Genomic DNA, 20,796 nt, shown 5'->3' with positions numbered 1-20,796 from the left:
GACCGATTCGCTCGCAAGCTCGCTCATCCGCGCAGCGCCTTCCGCACCTCGGTCACCTTGTCGAAGTAGACCGGGGACTGCCGGCCGGCGTCGTCCCGGGACGGCAGGTCGACCTCGATCGACGCGGTGATCCGGCCCGGCCGCGCGGACATCACCACCACCCGGTCGGAGAGGAACACCGCCTCGGAGATCGAGTGGGTGACGAAGACGGTGCTGGTCCCGGTGGCGGCGCAGATCGACAGCAGCTCGGCCTGGAGGCGTTCCCGGGTCATCTCGTCGAGCGCGCCGAACGGCTCGTCCATCAGCAGCAGCGGCGGCTGCACGGCCAGGGCGCGGGCGATCGCGACGCGCTGCTGCATGCCGCCGGAGAGCTGGCCGGGGTAGTGCCCGGCGAACTCGGCGAGGCCGACCAGGGCCAGCATCTCCTCGGCGCGCGCTTTGCGCTCGGCCCGGGACACGCCGCGCAGTTCGAGCGGCAGTTCCACGTTGCGGCGCACGGTGCGCCACTCGAAGAGGCCGGCCTGCTGGAAGGCGAGGCCGTACGCCTGCTCGCGCCGGGCCTGCCCGGCGGGCTTGCCGGCGACCGTGACCGTGCCGGTGGACGGCGGGATCAGGTCGGCGATCAGCCGGAGCAGCGTGCTCTTCCCGCACCCGGACGGCCCGATGAGCGACACGAACTCGCCGTCGGCGACGGTGAGGTCCACCTCGGACAGTGCCTGGGTGCCGTCGTTGAAGATCTTCGACACCCCGGAGACATCCACCGCGGTCATAGGGTCGCCACCTCCACGTGGCGGCGGTGGCGCATCAGCGGCACCTCCAGCAGACTGACGGCGCCCGCCACGAGCAGGCCGAGCAGCGCCGCCCCGAGCATCGCCGTGTAAACCTTGGCGGGATCCGAGGTGGCCTCCCGGGAGTACTCGATGACCAGGCGCCCGATCCCGCCCCGGGTCCCGGTGGAGATCTCGCCGACCACGGCGCCGACCACCGCGGCGGCGCCGGCCAGCCGCAGCGCCGGGAACAGGTAGGGCAGCGCCGCCGGGAAGCGGAGTTTCACCAGCGTGCGCCACCAGCCGGCGGCGTAGCTGTGCATCAGCTCGACACCGCCGGCGGACGGCGACTGGAGGCCGCGCAGCATGCCCACCGCGACCGGGAAGAAGGCCAGGTACGCGGCGATCACCGCGACCGTGGCCCAGGCCGGCATGATGGTGCCGCCCCAGCCGGCCACCAGCGGCGCGAGCGCCACCAGCGGCACGGTCTGGGAGAGGATCACGTACGGCAGCAGCCCGCGCTCGACGATCCGGAACCGCTGCATGGCCACCGCGAGCAGCAGGCCGACCAGGGCGCCGATCAGGAACCCGGCCGCGGTGATCCCCAGGGTGAACAGGCAGGCGCGCAGCACCACCTGCCACACCGGGTCACCGCCGGCCAGTTCCGGCCGGCCGAGCCGCTGCGCCACAGTCCACAGGTGCGGCATGGACAGATCGTCGGCCCGGGGCAGGACGCGGACGCCGAACAGCACCGTCCCGTCCGGGTCGCCGACCGCCTTGTAGCCCTCCCAGAGCACCGCGACGGCGAGCAGCCCGGTCACGATCGCGAGCGGCCTCCTCATCCGAACGCCGGGATGATGTGCTCGCCGTACGCCGCAAGGGTTTGCTCCTTGTCGTCGTGCTGGAGGTAGACGGCGAACTGGTCGACGCCGAGGTCGCGCAGCTCCTGCAACCGCTTGACGTGGTTGTCGACCGGACCCAGCACGCAGAACCGGTCGACCACCTCGTCCGGCACGAACGCGGTGTGTGTGTTGCCGGCGCGGCCGTGCTCCGCGTAGTCGTAGCCCTCCCGGGCCTTGATGTAATCGGTGAGCGCCTGCGGGACCGCGCCGGACCCGCCGTACCGGGCCACGATGTCGGCCACGTGGTTGCCGACCATCCCGCCGAACCAGCGGGTCTGGTCCCGCTGATGGGCCAGGTCGTCGCCGACGTAGGCGGGCGCCGCCACGCAGAACTTGATCGCGTCCGGGTCCCGCCCCTTCAGCGAGGCAGCCTTGCGCACCGCCGTGATCATCCACTCGGCGATGTCCGGGTCGGCGAGCTGCAGGATGTACCCGTCGCCGACCTCGCCGGTCAGCTGCAACGCCTTGGGCCCGTAGGCGGCGACCCAGACCTCGAGCCGGCTGTCCGGCGCCCAGGCGAACTGGATCTCCCTGCCCCGCACGGTCGCGGCGCGGCCGTTGCCGAGCGCCTGGATCACCTCGACGCATTCGCGCAGCTGGGACAGGCTCTGCGGGGGCAGGCCGAGTACCCGCAGGGCGGAGTCGCCCCGGCCGATCCCGCAGACGGTCCGGTTGCCGTACATCTCGTTGAGGGTGGCGAACAGGGAGGCGGTGACCGTCCAGTCCCGGGTCCCCGGGTTGGTCACCATCGGGCCGACGATCACCCGCTCCGTCTCGTCGAGGATCTTCGAGTAGATGACGAACGGCTCCTGCCACAGCACGTGCGAGTCGAACGTCCACACGTGACTGAACCCGGCCGCCTCCGCCCGCTTGGCCAGTTCCACCACGCGCAGGGCGGGTGGGTCGTTCTGGAGTACCACTCCGATGTCCATTGCCGGCCCCCTTAGAGCAGGTAGTCGCTGAGGCCGCGCTTGACGTACCGGCCGCGGCCGGCCCGTCCGGTGTACTCGCCGCCCGTGGAGATCACCTCGCCGCGGGAGAGGACGGTGTCGACCTTGCCGGCGATCTCCCAGCCCTCCCAGGCGGAGTGGTCCATGTTCATGTGGTGCGTCTCGACGCTGATCCGGGTTCGGCCGTCCGGGTCGTAGATGACCACGTCGGCGTCCGAGCCGGGCTGGATCACGCCCTTGCGCGGGTAGAGGCCGAACATCCGGGCCGGGGTGGTCGCGATCGTCTCCACCCAGCGGCTCAGCGACAGCTTCCCGTCGACCACGCCCTGGTAGAGCAGGTCGACCCGGTGCTCGACGCTGCCGATCCCGTTCGGGATCTTGGAGAAGTCGCCGAGGCCCAGCTCCTTCTGGTCCTTGAAGCAGAACGGGCAGTGGTCGGTGGAGACCACCGACAGGTCGTTGGTCCGCAGGCCCTGCCACAGGTCGGCGCGATGGCTCTCGTGCTTGCTGCGCAGCGGCGTCGAGCAGACCCACTTGGCGCCCTCGAAACCGGGCGCGCCGAGCTGGTCCTCCAGGGTCAGGTACAGGTATTGCGGGCAGGTCTCGGCGAACACGTTGCGGCCCAGGTCACGGGCGTTGCGGACCTGTTCCAGGGCCTTCGACGCGGACAGGTGCACGATGTACAGCGGGCAGTCGGCGGCCACGCTCGCCAGCCAGATCGCCCGGCTGGTGGCCTCCGCCTCCAGCTCCTGCGGCCGGGTCAGGCCGTGGTGGATCGGGTCCGTCTCGCCGCGCTCCAGCGCCTGCTTGACCAGCACGTCGATGGCCGGCCCGTTCTCCGCGTGCATCATGATCATGGCGCCGTTGTCGCGCGCCTTCTGCATCGCCCGCAGGATCTGCCCGTCGTCCGAGTAGAAGACTCCGGGGTACGCCATGAACAGCTTGAAACTGCTGATCCCCTCGTTGGCGACCAGGTGATCCATCGCCTTGAGCGACTCGTCGTCGACGCCGCCGAGGATCATGTGGAACGCGTAGTCGATGTGGCAGTTGCCGTCCGCCTTGCCGTGCCAGGCGGCCAGCCCGTCCTGCACCACCTCGCCGGTACGCTGCACCGCGAAGTCGACGATCGTGGTGGTCCCGCCGATCGCCGCGGCCCTGGTGCCGGTGTCGAACGTGTCGCTGGCGTGCGTCCCGCCGAACGGCAGCTCCATGTGGGTGTGCGCGTCGACCGCGCCGGGGATCACGTACTTGCCGGTCGCGTCGATGACGTCCGGCCCCTCCGGCGCGGTGCCGGGGGCGAACAGCGCCACGATGATCTCGCCGTCGATCAGCACGTCGGCGGGGTTGGCCCCGGTCGGCCCGACCACCGTCCCGCCCTTGATCAGGATGCTCATGGCTGTGCCTCCCTTGCCATGCTCTTCTGGCCCTCACCGGCCAGGCCGTCGCAAGCCCGCGGTCCGCTTGGTTCGGTGCAGGCGATCATGGCTGCACCAGCCCGTTGTACGAGTCCGGGCGGCGGTCGCGGAAGAACTGCCAGCGGTCCCGGACCGTCTTGAGCAGGCCCAGGTCCAGGTCGCGGACGATCAGCTCGGGGTTGTGCGTGTCGCCGACCTCGCCGACGAACTTGCCCTCCGGGTCGACGAAGTACGTCTGCCCGTAGAAGTCGTTGTCGCCCAGCTCCTCGATGCCGACCCGGTTGATCGCGCCGATGAAGTACTCGTTCGCCACCGCGCTGGCCGGCTGCTCCAGCTGCCAGAGATAGCTGGACAGGCCGCGGCTGGTCGCCGACGGGTTGAAGACGATCTGCGCGCCGGCCAGGCCGAGCGCCCGCCAGCCCTCCGGGAAGTGCCGGTCGTAGCAGATGTACACGCCGATCCGGCCGACCGCGGTGTCGAAGACCGGGTAGCCGAGGTTGCCGGGACGGAAGTAGAACTTCTCCCAGAAGCCCTTGACCTGCGGAATGTGGTTCTTGCGGTACTTGCCGAGGTAGGTGCCGTCGGCGTCGACGACGGCGGCCGTGTTGTAGAGGATCCCCTCCTGCTCCTGCTCGTACATCGGCAGGATCATCACCATGCCGAGCTCGGCGGCGAGGGCCTGGAAGCGTTCGGTCGTCGGGCCGGGGATCGACTCGGCGTACTCGTAGAACTGGGCGTCCTGCACCTGGCAGAAGTACGGCCCGTAGAAGAGCTCCTGGAAGCAGATCACCTTCGCGCCCTGGGCGGCGGCGTCACGCGCGTAATCCTCGTGCGCCTTGATCATCGATTCCTTGTCGCCCGTCCAATTCGTCTGGACGAGGGCGGCGCGGACGACTCCATTGGTCATTGCGGCCCCTCCGTAATTGATCTTCTCGGAAGACATGCGCCTGTGATCGTGTGTCTACTCCGGGTAGTACCACCTGCGCTAGGCCTTGCCTTGCAGCGCTGGATGCCGTAGGACACTAACGACACACATTCAAGCGAACAATTGCTGATACGTAACCGATTGTTTCGGAGAGGTAATTTGCTTCCGCTGATCACCGGGGCGGTCGAGGACCGCAGCGCCCGGGGTATCGCCGCGGCCGTGAGCCGATTGATCACCGCCGGTCGATTGCCGGCGGGGGAGCGGCTGCCCACCGTGCGTGCCGTCGCCGGGTCACTCGGCGTCAGCCCCACCACGGTCAGCGAGGCGTGGCGGAACCTGACGCTGGCCGGCGCGATCCAGACCCGCGGCCGCTCCGGGACCTACGTCTCGGGTCCCGCCATGCCCCGGTTCTCCCGGCTCGGCCGGCCACCGGTCGCGCTCGCCTGCGACCTCTCCACCGGGGTGCCGGACCCGGCCCTGCTGCCCGACCTGAGCGACGCGCTGCGCCGGATCGGCGACGGTCGCTGGGCCGGCAGCTACCTCGACGAGCCGGTGCTGCCCGAGCTGGAGGCGGTGCTCCGGGAGCGCTGGCCGTTCCGGCCGGAACGGCTGACCGTGGTCGACGGCGCCATGGACGCGCTGGACCGGGTCGCCTCCGCGGTGGTGCGCTACGGCGACCGCGTGCTGGTGGAGAACCCGGCCTTCCCGCCGCTGCTCGACCTGTTGCAGTCGCTCGGCGCCACGGTGATCGGCGTGCCGCTGGACGAGTCCGGGATGGACCCGTCGATCCTGCGCGACCTGGTCGTCTCCCGGCCACCGGTGGCGCTGTTCCTCCAGCCCCGGGCGCAGAACCCGACCGGCGTCAGCATGACCCCGGCGCGCGCCGCGGCCCTGGCCCGGATCCTGCGGGAGGCCCCCGGCCTGCTCGTCGTGGAGGACGACCACGCCGGGGACATCGCGGCCGCGCCGCCGGTCAGCCTGGGCCGGCACCTGCCGGGGCGGACCGTGCACGTGGCCGGGTTCTCCAAGTCGCACGGGCCCGACCTGCGGCTGGCCGCGCTCGGCGGGCCGGCCGCGATCGTCGACCAGGTGATCGACCGGCGGCATCTCGGGCCGGGCTGGTCGAGCCGGCTGCTCCAGGGCGTGCTCCTGGACCTGCTCACCGACGAGAAGGTCGCGGCGCAGGTGGCGGTGGCCCGCACGACGTACGCGGCGCGCCGGACCGCCCTGCTCGCGGCGCTGCGCATCCGGGGCGTACCGGCCGGCGCGGCCGACGGGATCAACCTGTGGATGCCGGTCGCGGATCAGCAGAACGCGATGGTGGCCCTGGCCGCGCACGGCATCGCGGCGGCGCCCGGCGCCCCGTTCTGCGTCACCCCGCTCGGCAGCGACCACCTGCGCCTCACCGCCGGGCTGGTGGCCGACGGATACGACGACCTGGCCGGGGCGCTCGCCGCGGCCGCCTTCCCGGCCAACCGTGGAAGTGGCGCGCGTGGCCGTGGACACCCCCACGGCTGGCGCTGAGGATTGTGGAGGTTCGGATGTCCCTGCTGGAACGGCACCGGGCGGTCATGCCCGGCTGGATGCCCGTCTACTACGGCGACGACGCGTTGGAGATCGTCGCCGGCTCCGGTCGCCGGGTCACCGACGCCACCGGACGCTCCTACCTGGACTTCTTCGGCGGCGTGCTGACCACCATGGTCGGCTACGACATCGCCGAGATCAGCGACGCGGTGCGCGCCCAGCTCGACACCGGGGTGGCGCACACCTCGACGCTGTACCTGATCCGGCAGCAGGTCGAGCTGGCCGAGAAGATCGCCCGGCTCTCCGGCATCCCGGACGCCCGGGTCTTCTTCACCAACTCCGGGACCGAGGCGAACGAGTCGGCGCTGCTGTTCGCCACCAACGCGCGCCGGTCCAACCAGATCCTGGCGATCAAGAACGGCTACCACGGCCGGACCTTCGCCACCATGGCGATCACCGGGCACCGCAGCTGGTCGTCCAGCTCGCTCAGCCCGCTCACCGTGCACTGGCTCGCCTCGGCCGACCGGCTCCGCGGCCGGATGGCCGGGATGTCCGACAGTGATCTGATCGATGCGGCCGTCGACGACCTGCGGGAGGTGCTCGCCACGGTCACCGCCGGGGACGTGGCCGGGCTGATCGCCGAGCCGATCCAGGGGGTCGGCGGGTTCGTGCACGGTCCGGACGGGCTGCTCGGGGCGTACCGGAAGGTTCTCGCCGAGCACGGCATCCTGCTGATCGCGGACGAGGTGCAGACCGGCTGGGGCCGGACCGGCGAGCACTTCTGGGGCTACCAGGCGCACGGTGTCACCCCGGACCTGATCACCTTCGCGAAGGGGATCGGGAACGGGTTCGCGCTCGGCGGGGTGGTCGGCCGGGCCGAGATCATGAACGCGGTGCCGGCGATCAGCTTCTCGACGTTCGGCGGGAACCCGATCAGCGCGGCGGCCGGGAACGCGGTTCTCGACTACGTGCTGTCACATGACCTGCAGGGCAACGCGCGGCGGGTGGGCGCCGTCCTGCTCGGCGGGTTGCGCGATCTGTCGTACGAAATCCTGGGTGAAGTCCGCGGCCGTGGGCTGATGATCGGTCTCGAGTTCGTCCGCCCGGGCACCACGGAACCCGATCCCGCGGTCACGCTACGTGTCTTCGATCTGTGCCGCGAGCACGGTCTGCTGGTCGGCAAGGGCGGCCTGTACGGCAACGTGCTGCGGCTCGGGCCGCCGCTCACCCTGACCGAGGAGGAGGCCCGCGAGGGACTGGCGATCCTGCTCGACGCGATCGCCACCGCCGACGCGGAGTCCCGCATCGCCTGACCGTTTTTCACCAGCGCCCGGCCCTCGTGCCGGGCGCTTCGTTTTGTCTCCGGCTCGCGAACTTTCGCTTGTTCTGAAGAAACTTGGCTTCACCGCAGACGAAACCTCTCGGTAACGTCCCCCATGCATGCCGATCTATCGATAGGGGCCGCCATGTCGCCGTCACTCAGCCGCCGCCACCTGCTCGGCGCTGCCGTCGCGGCGGGCGCCGCGGGCACCGTCGCCGTTCCCGGAGCCGCCGTCGCGGGCCGGGGCGGATCGTCGCACCGCGTCCCGAAGGACCGGATCAGCGTCCAGCTGTACACGCTGCGTGACCAGCTCGCCATCGACCTCGGCGGGACCCTCGCCGCGCTCGCCGCGATCGGTTACACCCGGGTGGAGCACGCCGGATTCGTCGGGCGCACCGCGGCGCAGTTCCGCGCCGCGCTGGACGCCGCCGGCCTGCGCGCCACCTCCGGGCACGTCGGCATCCCGCAGCCGTTCGACGCCGCCACCTGGCAGCGCGCGCTCGACGACGCCGCCGTGGTCGGCAACCGGTTCGTCGTGCACCCGTTCTTCGGGCAGGGCGCGAACGGCCCGATCCGGGACGCCGCGGTCTACCGGGCCTTCGCCCGCGACCTGAACAAGGCCGGCGAACTGGCCCGCCGGGCCGGGCTCGACTTCGGCTACCACAACCACCAGGCCGAGTTCCTCCGGCAGGACGGAACCGACCTGACCGGATTCGACATCCTCACCCGGGAGACCGACCCGCGCCTGGTGCACCTCGAGGTGGACCTGTTCTGGGCGTTCCGCGGGGCGCACGACCCGGTCGACCTGATCGCCGAGCACCGCGGCCGGATCCGGCAGGTGCACGTGAAGGACCTGAACGTGGCCGGCAGCTTCGCCGACCCGGGCGACGGGCTGATCGACTTCGGCCGGATCTTCCGGCACGCTCGCGAGGCGGGCCTGGTCGAGTACATCGTCGAGCGCGACGACGCCGGCACGGCGCCGCGGACTCCGGCCGACGCCCTGGTCACGGCTCGGCGCGGATACGCGTACCTCGAAGGTCTGCGATTCTGACGTCCCGGGCTCTCCAGAATCGGGCGAAAAGGCTCATTCCGGGCAGGTCGTCAAAGGTAACACGCGCGCAACACAGTCCGTTATGTCCAGATTGAGGGAGGGCTATTGATAGGTAAATGTTCACCAATCCTTTGTTGACAGACACGCAAAGTAGTTTGATCAACACTCAGCGCTAGATTTAGGGAAACAGCAGGTTAACGAGAGCGGAACCTTGTACATGTTGCGTTCCCCCTCTGGCAGCAACCCCTGTTGACCATTCACGATCACGGCGTGACTGAAACATCCGTGATCCTCGCGCTGGTGGTCGTGACGGCACTCGCCTTCGACTTCACCAACGGGTTCCACGACACGGCGAACGCGATGGCCACCTCCATCGCGACCAAGGCCCTGCGGCCCAAAACCGCCGTAGCCCTCTCCGGTGTGCTGAATCTGATCGGCGCCTTCCTCTCCGTCGAGGTCGCGCTGACAGTCACGAACGCGGTCGTGAAGATCCAGGACAAGAGCGGGGCGCCGAAGGCCGAGCTGCTCGCCGACGGCGGGAACGGTCTTCTGCTGATCATCCTGGCCGGTCTGGTCGGCGGTATCGTCTGGAACCTGCTGACCTGGCTGGTCGGGCTTCCGTCCAGCTCCTCCCACGCGCTCTTCGGCGGCCTGATCGGCGCCACCGTGGCCGGCCTCGGCTGGGCCGGCGTCAACTGGAACGGCGACGGTTCGAAGCTCGACGGCGTGGTCGGCAAGGTGCTGCTGCCCGCCGTCCTCTCCCCGGTGATCGCCGCGCTGATCGCCATCGCCGGCAGCTGGGTGATCTTCAAGGTCACCAACGGGATCGCCGCCCGGTTCACCGACAAGGGCTTCAAGTGGGGCCAGATCGGCTCCGCCTCGCTCGTCTCGCTCGCGCACGGCACCAACGACGCGCAGAAGACCATGGGTGTCATCACGCTCGCCCTGATCGCCAGCGGCGACTGGAGCGACACCAAGAACATCCCGCTCTGGGTCAAGGTGGCCTGCGCGGTCGCCATCGCCCTCGGCACCTACCTGGGCGGCTGGCGGATCATCCGCACCCTCGGCAAGGGCCTCACCGACATCAGCCCGGCGCAGGGCACCGCGGCGCAGTCCGGCGCCGCCGCCGTCATCCTGGCCTCCAGCCAGCTCGGCTTCGCGCTCTCCACCACGCACGTCGCCACCGGCTCGGTGCTCGGCTCCGGCATCGGCCGGCCCGGCGCCACGGTCCGCTGGGCGGTCGCCGGCCGGATGGTCGCGGCCTGGCTGATCACCCTGCCGGCGGCCGGCCTGATCGGCGCGGCGATGTGGTGGATCGGGCACAGCATCGGCGGCATGGCCGGCGCGATCGTGGTCGCCCTGCTGCTGGTCGCCGCCTCGGTGGGGATGTGGCTGCGGTCCCGCGGCCAGCACGTCGACCACGACAACGTCAACGACGACTGGGAGGCCGCCCCGGCGGCGGACCCGGCGGCCACCCCGGCCGTGCCCATGGTCGCGGCGAACTGAGCGGAGCGGACAGATGACGAACAACCTCGGATTCGCGCTCAACGGCGCGTGGCAGGTCCTGCTCGCCGGGCTGCTCCTCGGCGCCGGGCTGCCGGTGCTCTTCGCCCTCGGCATCCGCTCCCTGGCCTGGGGCGCGGGCGAGGCCTCGGTCGACGCCACGGGGGTCACCCCGGGCAAGCGCCGGCCGGTCGGCACCGCCCTGGGGTACGTGCTGTTCGCCGTGGTGGTGGCCGGCGTGCTGCTCGGCCTGACCTTCATCGTGGCGACCGGTTTCGGGAACAAGCTCAGCTTCGAGCACATCTACCCGACGATCGTCCCCAAGTAACTTTTAGGAACAGGTGCGGCCCGGCGGCAGAACCGCCGGGCCGCACCGCGTTCCGGGTCAGGCGAGGCTGCGGGCCAGGACGCCGATGTCGGCCTGGTCGGTGAAGAGGCCGTCGATGCCGGTACGCAGGAAGGTGACCTGCTCGTCGATCGCTTTGCCGTACCCGGCCGGGTCGGTGCCGACCTTGAGCTCGGTGGGCAGGAAGCTGTTCTCCGCCCGGAAGGTGTACGGGATCACCTTCAGGCCGGCATGGTGCGCGTTCGTGACCAGGGCGGTCGGGGTGGACAGGGTGCCGTCCGGGTTGCGCGGGATGATCTGGTTCTTGTCCGGGCCGAGGCCGTCGACGTACTCGGAGAGCTCCTTGAGACCGGCCGGGCTCAGGTAGTCGGCGTAGGTGCGGGTGTCGTTGAACGGGGTGCCGGACGCGCTGCTCAGGAAGACCAGCGGGACCTCGACGCGGTAGTGGTCGGCGAGCCTCTCCAGGTTCTTCGCCTCGAACGACTGGATGAACACCTTCGCGCCGCGGCGGTCCAGGCCGTTGCGGCGCAGGATCTTCACCAGCGGGGTCTCCAGCTCCAGGCCGATGCCGCGGAAGAAGGTCGGGTGCTTGGTCTCCGGGAAGACGCCGATGTCCCGGCCCAGCTCCCTGTTCAGCCGCTTGCGCAGGTCGAGCAACTCCTGGAAGGTCGGCACCTCGAACCGGCCGTCGTACAGGGTGTTGTGCTGGCGGACGCCCGGGATCCGCTCGGTGGCGCGCAGTGTCTTCAGCTCGGCCAGGGTGAAGTCCTGGGTCCACCAGCCGGTGACGCTGACGCCGTCCAGCACGACGGTGCGCTTGCGGTCGGCGAACTCCGGGTGCGCGGCGACGTCGGTGGTGCCGCCGATCTCCGGCTCGTGCCGGCAGACCAGCACGCCGTCCTTCGTGCTGACCAGGTCGGGCTCCATGTAGTCGGCGCCCATCCGGGCGGCCAGCTCGTAGGAGGCCAGGGTGTGCTCGGGGCGGTAACCGGAGGCGCCCCGATGCCCGACGACGAGGGTTTTCGCCGGCTTGTCGTGATGCTGCCCGGCGAACGCCGGGGCCGCGACGGCTCCGCCCAGCGCCGGGGCGGCGGCGGCCACCGCGCCGAAGCGCAGCACCTGACGGCGATCTGCCACGATTTCCTCCACGAAGTCCCGGGTCCGGCCCACGCGGCCGGATGCACCGACAGGCAGTCCAGGTGACGCATTCGTCGCCCGAGCGACGATCTCGTAGCGTGTCCGCAAACGCCCGGCCAATGCTCAGCGGCCGGTCAGCGGCCGACCATGGGGCCTCGGTCCGACAAAAGCCGGACCGTACGATCGGGGCGTGCCCGGCCCTCTCCGCTCCTTCCTGGCCGAACCCCGTCCGCCCGGCTGCCCTCCGCTGACCTGGCGCGACTGGCTCCTGGTCGCGGTGTGCGCCGCTGCTGCCGTACTGGAAAGCGTCTTTCGTCCTGACATGCCGCACCGGGTGGCCGCCGTGGTGCTGGCCGTCGGCCTCACCCCGATGCTGCTGATCCGGCGCAGCCGGCCGCTGCTCGCGGTCACCGTCACCTTCGCGGTGACCCTGATCGCGCCGGTCTTCACCGGTAACGTGCCGCCGGAAGAGTATTCGCTGGTCTACCTGCTGGTGCTGCTCTACGCGCTGTTCCGCTGGGGCTCCGGGCGGGAGGCCGCGCTGGGGCTCGCGGTGATCGTCGTCAAGCAGCTGGTGTCGTTCGGGGTCGGGCAGGTCGACGCGAGTGACACGGTCGGCGGGACGGCGCTCACCGTCGCGGTTCTCGCGCTCGGCGCCGCGGCCCGTTACCGCTCCGGCGCCCGGGCCCGCGAGCTGGACCAGGTCCGCCTGCGGGAGCGCGAGCGCCTCGCCCGCGACCTGCACGACACGGTGGCGCATCATGTCTCCGCGATGGCGATCCGCGCCCAGGCCGGGCTGGCCACCGCGGGCACTGATCCGGACGCGGCCGCCGCCGCGCTGCGGTTGATCGAGAGCGAGGCGAAGGAGGCGCTGACCGAGTTGCGTACCGTGGTTCGCGCGCTGCGCACCGACGAGCCGGACGCGCCCCGCCTCGCCGATCTGTCCGATCTGGCCCAGGGTGCCGGGCCGCGGGTGGAGATCGAGGTCGGCGCCGGTCTGGGTGCGGTCGCGCCGCCGGTCGGGGCGGCGCTGTACCGGATCGCCCAGGAGGCGATCACCAACGCCCGCCGGCACGCTCGGGGCGCGACCCGCATCACGGTCCGGGTCGCGGCGGAGGGCGCGCAGGTGAGGCTGCGGGTCGATGACGACGGCGCGGCGCACGGTCCGCCGCGGTCCGGGAGTTCAACCGCTTCGGGGTACGGCGTGAGCGGCATGCGGGAGCGCGCCGAGCTCCTCGGCGGCACCTGCACCGCGGGTCCCGGCCCGGACCGCGGCTGGTACGTCGAGGCGGTGCTGCCGGCGTGACCGTGCGTGTGCTGGTCGCCGACGACCAGGAGATCGTCCGCACCGGCCTGACCATGATCCTGAACGCCCAGCCGGGCATCCAGGTGATCGCCGAGGCCGCGAACGGGCACCAGGCGGTCGAGCTGGCCCGCCGGCTGCGCCCGGACGTCTGCCTGCTCGACATCCGGATGCCCGGGGTGGACGGCATCGCGGCCACCCGGGAGCTCGCCGGCCCCGGCGTCGCCGACCCGCTCGCCGTCGTCGTGATCACCACGTTCGACCTGGACGAGCACGTCTACGGGGCGTTGCGGGCCGGCGCCCGCGGCTTCCTGCTCAAGGAGGCCGGGGCGGAACTGCTGGCCCAGGCGATCCGGGCGGCCGCCGCCGGGGACGCCATCATCGCGCCCGCGGTCACCGCGCGGTTGTTGCAGACCTTCGCCCGGGGCGGGACCGGCGGCGGGCTGCGCCAGCCGGTCGAGCCACTCACCGAGCGGGAGGAGGAGGTCCTCGCCGCGGTGGCCGCCGGCCGGACGAACAGTGAGATCGCCGCCGCGCTGTACATCAGCCTGAGCACGGTGAAGACCCATGTGGCCAGCCTGATGACCAAGCTCGGCGCGCGGAACCGGGTGGAGATCGCGATCTGGGCCTACGAGACCGGCCGCCGCTGACGCATCCGTCTTAAGTACGGTTTTCGAACCGGTCTCCGGGCGGGTGTGCCCGGGCGCGCCGGCCGCGACGATCGACGCATGACGACGAACGCGGTACTCGGCACCCGGCGGCGACAACGGCGCGGCTGGCGGATCCCGGCCGGCCTGATCGCGCTCAGCCTGGTGCCCTCGATCGCCGGCGCGGCCCGCCTCGGCGAGCTGGCGACGAACGCGCCGGTCACCGAGGAGAACGCGCGCTTCTTCGCCATGCCGCTGCCGGTCGTGGCGCACATCCTCGCCGCGATCCTCTATTGCCTGGCCGGGGCGTTCCAGTTCGCCCCGGCGTTCCGGCGGCGCCGCCCGGCCTGGCACCGGATCGCCGGCCGGGTCCTGGTCGCGGCCGGCGTGATCGTCGCGGTCAGCGGCATGTGGATGGCCGTGTTCTACGACGTCCCACCGGTCGACGGCCTGGTCGTCGAGGTCACCCGCCTGATCGTCGGCACCGCGATGCTCACGTCCCTGGTCCTGGCCGTGCTGACGATCCGCCGGCGCGACATCGCCGGGCACCGGGCGTGGATGATCCGGGCCTATGCGCTGGCCCAGGGCGCGGGCACCCAGGTCTTCACCCACCTGCCGTTCGCCCTCGCCGGGGTGACGCCCGGCGTGACCGGCCGCGCGGCCGCGATGCTCGCCGGCTGGCTCATCAACATCCTCGTCGCCGAGTGGATCATCCGTGGCCGCCCCCGCCCGCATGTCTCGCGTCCGGCCTGACCCCGTCCGGCCTGACCCCGTCCGGCCTGACCCCGTCCGGCCTGACCCCGCCCGGCCTGACCCCGCCCGGGGATCTCCGGCAGCGCGTGGCGCTGTCCGCCCGGACGGGGAGGCCGGCCGCGACAGGTGTCAGAGGCGCAGCTGGGGCCAGTCCAGCAGGCCGTCGCCGAGGTCGCGGACCGCGGCGAGCAGGCCGAGGCGGGCCGCCCGGATCGCCGGGTCGTCGGCCATCACCAGCACGTCGTCGAAGAACGTGTTGACCGGCGCGACCAGCTGTCCGGTCACGGCCACGAAGCGGGGCAGGTCCGCCGAGCCGTCCAGGCCGGCGCGGACGGCGGTGACCGCGTCGTGCAGTGCCAGCTCGGCCGGCTCCTTGAGCACCGCCACGTCGTAGGACGCCGTGGTGCCGTCCGGGACGATCCGCCGGGCCCGCTGGATCGCCGCCGCGACCGCGGCGAACGCCTCGTCCTCGACGGCGACGGCGAGCTGCGCGAGCAGCGTGTCGGCCACCGACGGCCGGGCGAAGTGCGGCAGGACCGCCCGCACCCGGTCCACCGGATGGCCCTCCTCGGTCAGCGCCTGCTCCAGGCGCTTCGCCAGGAACTCGCCGATCGCCGCGAGCACCTCGCCGCTGACCGGCACCGGCTGGGTGGCCAGGGCCAGCGCGTCCACCAGCGACAGCGCGGCGAACTCGGGGGTGGAGCGGTGCAGGGCGAGCAGGCCGAGCACCGCCCGGCGGACCGCGAACGGGTCGCTGGAGCCGGTCGGCAGGCCCACCGTGGCGGCCAGCCCGGCCACCAGGTCGAGCCGGTCGCCGAGCGACAGCAGCGCGCCCGGGATGGTGCGCGGCAGCGCGTCGCCGGTGTTCCGCGGCAGCTCCGCCTCGAACACCGCCTCGGCGACCGCCCGCGACTCCCCGGCGTGCAGCGCGTAATCCTTCGCCATCACCCCGGCCAGGCTGGTCATCTCGGTCACCAGCTGCGAGCCCAGGTCGAACTTGACCAGCTCGGCGGCCCGGTCCAGGGCCGCCGACCCGAGGCCGAGCCGCTCGCCCAGCAGCGTGGCCAGCGCGCCGATCCGGCCGGCCCGGTCGGCCATCGAGCCGAGCTTGTCGGTGAAGGTGAGCCGATCCAGCTTCGCCTTCATGTCGGCGAGCGGGGTATCCAGGTCGGCGCGGTAGAAGAAGCGCGCGTCCTCGTACCGCGCCCGCAGCACCGCCTCGTTGCCGGTGCGGACCAGGTCGACGTCGACCGGCCCGTTCGCCACCGTGACGAACATCGGCAGCAGCTTGCCGTCCTCGTCGCGGACCGGCAGGTACCGCTGGTGCTTGCGCATCACCGTGGTGAGCACCGCGTCGGGCAGCGTCAGATAGCCCTCGTCGAACGTGCCGAGCAGCGGCAGAGGCTGCTCCACCAGGTCGGTGATCTGGTCGATCAGCGCGGCCTCGCCCCGCACGTCGATCCGCCCGTCCGGGTATACCAGGTCCTGCGCGCCGACCACGATCAGCTCGCGGCGGTCCTCGTGGTCGGCGACGATGCCGTTGACGCCGAGCGTCTCCAGGAACGTCTCGGCCGAGGCGATCTCGGCGACCGGCGGGACCGCGGTGCGCAGCAGCCGGGTCTGCCGGCCGGCCGCGAGGGTGGAGACGGCGACCGGCACCACGTCGTCGCCCCAGAGCGCGGTCAGCCAGCGCAGCGGGCGGCTGAAGGCCAGCTTCGGGTCGTTCCACCGCATGTTCTTGGCGGAACGCAGACCGCCGACGACCTTCGCGAGGACGTCGGCCAGGACCTGCGGCGCCGCGCGTCCCGGTTCGTGCTTGCGCAGGACCAGGTGGGGTACGCCGTTGATCTCCTCGGTCTCCAGGTCCTCCCGGGACACACCCTGCCCGCGGGCGAAACCCTCGATCGCCTTCTCCGGCGCCTGGACCTTCGGCCCCTTCACCGTACGGATGTGATCATCCTCGCGGGCGGCCACCGCCTGCACCACCGCGATCAGCCGCCGCGGCGTGCCGAACACCCGGATCTCCCCGTGCTCCAGCCGGGTCCCGGCCAGCCCCTCGGTGACCAGGCGCAGCACCTGCTCGCGGGCGTTGCGCAGCTCGGCCGGCGGCAGCTCCTCGGCGCCGATCTCGAACACCAGGGTGCGCGGCTGGTCCCCGGTCTGCGCGGCGGCCGGTGGCCGAGCCGGGTCCAGTGCGGTGACCAGCCCGAGCGGGTGCTCCAGCTCGCTGCGGCGGGCCACCCACAGCTTGGCGACCTCACCGGCGAGCCGGCGCATCCGGGCGAACTCGGCGGCCCGCTCGGCGGTGGAGACCGCGCCGCGGGAGTCCAGCACGTTGAACGCCTGCGAGCACTTGAGCACGTAACTGTGCGCGGGCACCGGCAGCCCGGCGTCGATCATCCGCTGTGCCTCGCCGGCGTACAGCTCCAGCAGCCGCCGGTTCGCCTCGATGTCGGCGTCGTCCAGGTAGTAGCGGGACATCTCGTACTCGGCCTGCCCGAACACCTCGCCGTAACTGACCCCCGGCGCGTACTCGATCTCCTTGAAGTGCTGCTTCTCCTGGAGCGCCATGATGATCCGCTCGATGCCGTACGTGATCTCCACGGACACCGGATCGAGGTTCAGCCCACCGGCCTGCTGGAAGTACGTGAACTGGGTGATCTCCAGCCCGTCCAGCCAGACCTCCCAGCCCAGCCCCCAGGCGCCGAGCGCGGGGGAGGCCCAGTTGTCCTCGACGAACCGCACGTCGTGCGCCGCCACGTCGATGCCGAGCGCGGCCAGGCTGCCGAGGTAGAGCTCCTGCGGGTTGCCCGGGTCCGGCTTGAGGATCACCTGGAGCTGGGTGTGCGTCTGGAGCCGGTTCGGGTTCTCCCCGTACCGCGAGTCGTCGGGCCGCACCGAGGGCTCGACATACACCACCCGCCACGGCTCGGGACCGAGCACCCGCAGGAACGTGGCCGGGTTCAGGGTCCCCGCACCGACCTCGGTGTTCATCGGCTGGACGATCAGGCACCCCTGCTCCGTCCAGTATGCCGTCAGGCGGGCCAGAGCTTCCTGCATGGTGAGCATGCGCGAAGTCTAGGACCCGCCCGACGGCAACCGCTGTCGACTTTGGCTCAAGCGGTCAGGTGGACGCCGCCCCCGCCGCGCTTGGCCTCGTACATGGAGGCGTCGGCGTCCTTCATCAGGGCGGCGAACTCGGTCGCGTGCCGGGGGAACAGCGCGACCCCGATGCTGGCGCCGATCTGCACCGGGCGGCCGTCGATCTCGAACGGCTCGCGCAGGCGCGCGCAGATCCGCTCGCCGACCTGGACCGCCGCCTCGTCGCTCGGGTCACCGGTGATCAGGACCGAGAACTCGTCGCCGCCGAGGCGGGCGACCAGGTCGGGCTTGCGGATCAGGCCGTCCAGGCGCTTGCCGACCAGCTGGAGCAGGACGTCGCCGGCGTGGTGACCGATGGTGTCGTTGACCTGCTTGAAGCCGTTCAGGTCGAGCAGCAGCAGGGCCAGCTTGGTGCCGGTGGACATCGCCACCTCGACCGCCTGCTCGCCCCGGTCCAGCAGGTGCTTGCGGTTCGGCAGACCGGTCAGCGAGTCGTGGAACGCCTGCCGGGTGAGCTCCTCGACGTGCACCCGGTTGGCCTGGCGCATCCGGGCGCTGTCCATGATCAGCGCACCCTCGGCGGCGAGCTGCTGGGCCAGAATCCGGTCCCGGGCGCTCCAGTCGCGGGCGCCGGACGAGTCGCCGCACAGCACCATGCCGACCGGGCCGAAACCGGACATCAGCGGCATCGCGATGAACGAGCCGAGCCCGAGCGTCTGTGCCATCCCGCCGGGCCGGGTCTTGGTGGTGGCCGCGTTGTTGACCAGCTGCGGCTCGCCGGACTCGACGGTGCTGCGCCAGACCGGCGACTCGATCGCCGACTTGCCGACCAGGTTGCCCTCCAGCTGCTGGCGGATCTCGTCCGGGCAGCCGACGCTGTAGACGTACCGGATCCGCCCGTCGTTGTCGATCAGGTGCAGCCCGGCGTGCTCGGTGCGGAACGCGGTGGCGCACGAGTGGGTGAGCAGCTCGGCCGCCTCCTCCACGCTGCCCGCCGTCATGCCCTTCTCGAACAGCTCCTGGATGGTGGCACTGGTGTGCGCCACGAACTGCCGGGCCTTCTCGGCGAACAGTCCCTGCAGCGTGGTGGCGAAGTGCAGCGCGACCGTCGAGATGGTGTCCTGCCGCAGCTCGGCCAGCGTGTCGCCGGTGAGCAGCAGCACGCCGACGGTCTGCCCGCCGATCCGCAGCCGGATCGCCATCTGCTGACCGCTGACCACCGGCGGACCACCGGCCGCGGCCCGGAACACCTTGCCGGCGACCATCTGGTCACGCCGGCCGGGCTCGCCGAACTGCGCGGTCGCGGCCATCAGGCCGGACTCGGAGTCGAGCTCGAAGACGGTCGCCGCGGTCAACCCGGAGATCTCCACCAGGTGCGGAGTCATCAGGTCGAGCACGTGCTGGACCGAGGGGGTGTCCTTGGTCATGAAACTGATCAGTTCCGTCAACAGCAACGCCTGCCGGTCCGGCGGCGCGGCCGTACCACCGGGAGCCTCCAGGAGAGGTCCGGCTGTGTGCAATCCGCTGCCCACGCTCATGGTCTTAGTGGTCGGCACGTCCGGCGTGGTGTTGAGCCGCACAGGCCGGGCGGCAGGTCGCAGTTCAGTTGCGGTTCGTTACCCGACCCGGACGACTGAATGGCACGTATGCCCTGGTAATCGACCCGCTGGCCGATTAGCTTCGGGAGATCCGCACCGGACGAGCCGGGGGGCCCGTGCAGATGTACCGGATAGTGAGCCTGATCGCCGGGGCCGTGCTGGCCGCGGCCGTCCTGCCCTGGGGCGGCGGTGCCGAGCCGGTCCGGCTGGCCCCGGTCGCCGCCCGGCCGCACATCGGGCTCGGCCCGAGCCCGCAGTCGTGGCCCGGGTCCGACGACGACCCGCGGGCCCAGCTGGACTTCACCCGCCGGGACGACCTGGCCGCGCTGAGCCTGACCGGTCAGTTCGCCGCCGAGCTGGCCGCGCTGAGCGCCGACCCGGCCACCGTTCTCGCCGAGCACCAGCGGATCCGCCGGGAGATCGCCGGCGACGAGCACCCGGTCGTGCTCCTGCGCAGCACCGACCTGGCGCACCCCGCGACGGACCGGGGCGTCTGGCTCACCCTGGCGCTCGGCGACTTCCCGGACCGGCCGTCGGTGACCGGCTGGTGCCGCACGATCAGCGTGCCGCACTGTGTCCCACGCCGCCTCGACCCGCCCCGGTGAGCCCGGCAGCGGCGACGGTCCGGGATGATCCGGTGGTGGCGATCGAGGCGCTGATCTTCGACTTCGACGGACTGCTGATGGACACCGAGACCACGCTGCTGGACAGCTGGCGGTGGGAGTGGCGGCAGCACGGCCTGACGCTGGACGAGTCCGGTTTCTTCGCGCCGCACGGGGGCGACGTCAGCGACCTGCGTTATGCGGAGCTGGCCCGCGCGGTCGGCGCCGGCTACGACCGGGCGGCCAGTCACGCGCGGCGCTCGGCGTACCGTGAAGAGGTTCACGCCGCCCTCGGCCTGGCCCCGGGGATCGCCTCCTGGCTCGCCGAGGCCGAGCGGCGCGGCTTGCGGCTCGCGGTGGCGAGCAGCTCGCCCTCCACCTGGGTGCGCCCGCATCTGGAGCGCACCGGCGACCTGGCCCGCTTCGAGGTGCTGGCCTGTGGCGACGAGGTCGCCGGGCACAAGCCGGACCCGGCGGTGTATCAGCTGGCGCTGTCCCGGCTCGGGTTGTCGCCGGAGCAGGCGGTGGCGTTCGAGGACAGCCCGCACGGGGTGGACGCGGCACACGCCGCCGGCCTGCGCTGCGTCGCGATCCCGAACCCGTTCACGCCGGAGTCGTCATATGCGCATGCGGATGTCCTGCTGCCCAGCGCCGCGACGACGATCCTGAGCGAGGTCCTCTCCCGCGTCGTGCGCGTTCATTAAGATCAAGATCTTCCTTTACGCAGGTCCGCCGTAGTACAGACCGCATGCTCCCGCGCGGGCCGGTGCCGGCGATCTGGCCGCTGACGCGTCCAAACCAATCGCCGCCCCCTTCACTGTCCGCGGCTGGTTCCGGAGATCAACCCCCGGCTGCCCCCCACCGCCCTATCCCAACCCCAGATAGGGCCACCAGCGCCAGCCCGACGCTCCCCAGCTGGCCTCCAGCGCCCTGTCCCGTGCCTGGATAGG

General features: G+C 71.6%; 18 protein-coding genes. 10 read left to right on the top strand and 8 right to left on the bottom strand.

Features of this window, described 5'->3' with window-relative positions; all coding sequences use genetic code 11:
* Window positions 1-23: 23 nt before the first annotated feature.
* The 5 genes from Aiant_RS05670 to Aiant_RS05650 form a co-directional block, all read right to left on the bottom strand.
* Entirely contained in the window at window positions 24-770 is a 747-nt protein-coding gene (locus Aiant_RS05670) for an ABC transporter ATP-binding protein (protein WP_189335912.1), read from the bottom strand.
* Window positions 767-1,609, bottom strand: a complete 843-nt coding sequence (locus Aiant_RS05665) for an ABC transporter permease (RefSeq protein ID WP_189335913.1) — start codon at window positions 1,607-1,609, stop codon at window positions 767-769. Before Aiant_RS05665 ends, Aiant_RS05670 begins: the two co-directional genes overlap by 4 nt.
* Window positions 1,606-2,601 carry a TIGR03842 family LLM class F420-dependent oxidoreductase gene (locus Aiant_RS05660; protein ID WP_189335914.1) on the bottom strand — a complete coding sequence of 332 codons (996 nt, stop codon included), beginning with the start codon at window positions 2,599-2,601 and terminating at the stop codon, window positions 1,606-1,608. The genes Aiant_RS05665 and Aiant_RS05660 overlap by 4 nt, the downstream gene beginning before the upstream one ends.
* An 11-nt stretch (window positions 2,602-2,612) precedes the next feature.
* Window positions 2,613-4,013, bottom strand: a complete 1,401-nt coding sequence (hydA, locus tag Aiant_RS05655) for a dihydropyrimidinase (protein ID WP_189335915.1) — start codon at window positions 4,011-4,013, stop codon at window positions 2,613-2,615.
* Window positions 4,014-4,098: 85 nt separating this feature from the next.
* The gene (locus Aiant_RS05650; protein WP_189335916.1) at window positions 4,099-4,941 is read right to left on the bottom strand and encodes a nitrilase-related carbon-nitrogen hydrolase; all 843 of its coding nucleotides are present in this window, start codon (window positions 4,939-4,941) and stop codon (window positions 4,099-4,101) included.
* Window positions 4,942-5,118: 177 nt separating this feature from the next.
* Here Aiant_RS05650 and Aiant_RS05645 point away from each other — a divergent pair, with 177 nt between their 5' ends.
* From Aiant_RS05645 to Aiant_RS05625, 5 genes are all read left to right on the top strand, one after another.
* Window positions 5,119-6,483, top strand: a complete 1,365-nt coding sequence (locus tag Aiant_RS05645; RefSeq protein WP_189335917.1) for an aminotransferase-like domain-containing protein — start codon at window positions 5,119-5,121, stop codon at window positions 6,481-6,483.
* 17 nt (window positions 6,484-6,500) lie between these two features.
* A complete protein-coding gene (locus Aiant_RS05640) occupies window positions 6,501-7,796 on the top strand; it encodes an aspartate aminotransferase family protein (RefSeq protein WP_189335918.1) in 1,296 nt (431 codons plus the stop codon).
* A 153-nt stretch (window positions 7,797-7,949) separates the two neighbouring features.
* A complete protein-coding gene (locus Aiant_RS05635) occupies window positions 7,950-8,855 on the top strand; it encodes a sugar phosphate isomerase/epimerase family protein (RefSeq protein WP_189335919.1) in 906 nt (301 codons plus the stop codon).
* 270 nt (window positions 8,856-9,125) lie between these two features.
* The gene (locus tag Aiant_RS05630) at window positions 9,126-10,361 is read left to right on the top strand and encodes an inorganic phosphate transporter (RefSeq protein WP_189335920.1); all 1,236 of its coding nucleotides are present in this window, start codon (window positions 9,126-9,128) and stop codon (window positions 10,359-10,361) included.
* 13 nt (window positions 10,362-10,374) lie between these two features.
* Window positions 10,375-10,686, top strand: a complete 312-nt coding sequence (locus Aiant_RS05625) for a hypothetical protein (protein ID WP_189335921.1) — start codon at window positions 10,375-10,377, stop codon at window positions 10,684-10,686.
* 57 nt (window positions 10,687-10,743) lie between these two features.
* Here the strand turns inward: Aiant_RS05625 and Aiant_RS05620 are convergent, their stop codons facing one another.
* On the bottom strand, window positions 10,744-11,841 hold the full coding sequence (locus Aiant_RS05620) for a glycerophosphodiester phosphodiesterase (protein ID WP_189335922.1): 1,098 nt from the start codon (window positions 11,839-11,841) through the stop codon (window positions 10,744-10,746).
* A gap of 190 nt (window positions 11,842-12,031) precedes the next feature.
* Between Aiant_RS05620 and Aiant_RS05615 the strand changes: the two genes are divergently transcribed.
* The 3 genes from Aiant_RS05615 to Aiant_RS05605 all read left to right on the top strand — a co-directional run bounded on the left by Aiant_RS05615 (window position 12,032) and on the right by Aiant_RS05605 (window position 14,544).
* On the top strand, window positions 12,032-13,147 hold the full coding sequence (locus Aiant_RS05615) for a sensor histidine kinase (protein ID WP_189335923.1): 1,116 nt from the start codon (window positions 12,032-12,034) through the stop codon (window positions 13,145-13,147).
* Window positions 13,144-13,794 (top strand): response regulator transcription factor, encoded by a 651-nt coding sequence (locus tag Aiant_RS05610; RefSeq protein WP_189335924.1) that lies wholly within the window; start codon window positions 13,144-13,146, stop codon window positions 13,792-13,794. The genes Aiant_RS05615 and Aiant_RS05610 overlap by 4 nt, the downstream gene beginning before the upstream one ends.
* 78 nt (window positions 13,795-13,872) lie before the next feature.
* Window positions 13,873-14,544 carry a DUF2306 domain-containing protein gene (locus tag Aiant_RS05605; RefSeq protein WP_189335925.1) on the top strand — a complete coding sequence of 224 codons (672 nt, stop codon included), beginning with the start codon at window positions 13,873-13,875 and terminating at the stop codon, window positions 14,542-14,544.
* A 129-nt stretch (window positions 14,545-14,673) separates the two neighbouring features.
* Here Aiant_RS05605 and Aiant_RS05600 read toward each other — a convergent pair whose 3' ends face one another.
* Together Aiant_RS05600 and Aiant_RS05595 are read right to left on the bottom strand one after the other, a co-directional pair.
* A complete protein-coding gene (locus tag Aiant_RS05600; RefSeq protein ID WP_189335926.1) occupies window positions 14,674-17,613 on the bottom strand; it encodes a glycine--tRNA ligase in 2,940 nt (979 codons plus the stop codon).
* Between the two features lie 47 nt (window positions 17,614-17,660).
* The gene (locus tag Aiant_RS05595) at window positions 17,661-19,073 is read right to left on the bottom strand and encodes a sensor domain-containing diguanylate cyclase (protein WP_229831319.1); all 1,413 of its coding nucleotides are present in this window, start codon (window positions 19,071-19,073) and stop codon (window positions 17,661-17,663) included.
* Window positions 19,074-19,366: 293 nt separating this feature from the next.
* Here Aiant_RS05595 and Aiant_RS05590 point away from each other — a divergent pair, with 293 nt between their 5' ends.
* Together Aiant_RS05590 and Aiant_RS05585 are read left to right on the top strand one after the other, a co-directional pair.
* Window positions 19,367-19,849, top strand: a complete 483-nt coding sequence (locus tag Aiant_RS05590) for a hypothetical protein (protein WP_189335927.1) — start codon at window positions 19,367-19,369, stop codon at window positions 19,847-19,849.
* Between the two features lie 35 nt (window positions 19,850-19,884).
* On the top strand, window positions 19,885-20,550 hold the full coding sequence (locus Aiant_RS05585; RefSeq protein WP_189335928.1) for an HAD family hydrolase: 666 nt from the start codon (window positions 19,885-19,887) through the stop codon (window positions 20,548-20,550).
* Window positions 20,551-20,796 lie beyond the last annotated feature (246 nt).

This window comes from Actinoplanes ianthinogenes, from assembly GCF_018324205.1.
GTDB classification, from domain to species: Bacteria; Actinomycetota; Actinomycetes; order Mycobacteriales; family Micromonosporaceae; genus Actinoplanes; species Actinoplanes ianthinogenes.
Note: the sequence above shows the minus strand (reverse complement) of the source record. Positions and strands in the feature narration are given on the sequence as shown.

Excerpts from the sequence above, each read along its gene's own strand:
- Aiant_RS05670 (WP_189335912.1), bottom strand. The coding sequence starts at position 770 with ATGACCGCGGTGGATGTCTCCGGGGTGTCGAAGATCTTCAACGACGGC.
- Aiant_RS05665 (WP_189335913.1), bottom strand. The coding sequence starts at position 1,609 with ATGAGGAGGCCGCTCGCGATCGTGACCGGGCTGCTCGCCGTCGCGGTG.
- Aiant_RS05660 (WP_189335914.1), bottom strand. The coding sequence starts at position 2,601 with ATGGACATCGGAGTGGTACTCCAGAACGACCCACCCGCCCTGCGCGTG.
- hydA (WP_189335915.1), bottom strand. The coding sequence starts at position 4,013 with ATGAGCATCCTGATCAAGGGCGGGACGGTGGTCGGGCCGACCGGGGCC.
- Aiant_RS05650 (WP_189335916.1), bottom strand. The coding sequence starts at position 4,941 with ATGACCAATGGAGTCGTCCGCGCCGCCCTCGTCCAGACGAATTGGACG.
- Aiant_RS05640 (WP_189335918.1), top strand. The coding sequence starts at position 6,501 with ATGTCCCTGCTGGAACGGCACCGGGCGGTCATGCCCGGCTGGATGCCC.
- Aiant_RS05635 (WP_189335919.1), top strand. The coding sequence starts at position 7,950 with ATGTCGCCGTCACTCAGCCGCCGCCACCTGCTCGGCGCTGCCGTCGCG.
- Aiant_RS05625 (WP_189335921.1), top strand. The coding sequence starts at position 10,375 with ATGACGAACAACCTCGGATTCGCGCTCAACGGCGCGTGGCAGGTCCTG.
- Aiant_RS05605 (WP_189335925.1), top strand. The coding sequence starts at position 13,873 with ATGACGACGAACGCGGTACTCGGCACCCGGCGGCGACAACGGCGCGGC.
- Aiant_RS05600 (WP_189335926.1), bottom strand. The coding sequence starts at position 17,613 with ATGCTCACCATGCAGGAAGCTCTGGCCCGCCTGACGGCATACTGGACG.
- Aiant_RS05595 (WP_229831319.1), bottom strand. The coding sequence starts at position 19,073 with ATGACCAAGGACACCCCCTCGGTCCAGCACGTGCTCGACCTGATGACT.
- Aiant_RS05590 (WP_189335927.1), top strand. The coding sequence starts at position 19,367 with ATGTACCGGATAGTGAGCCTGATCGCCGGGGCCGTGCTGGCCGCGGCC.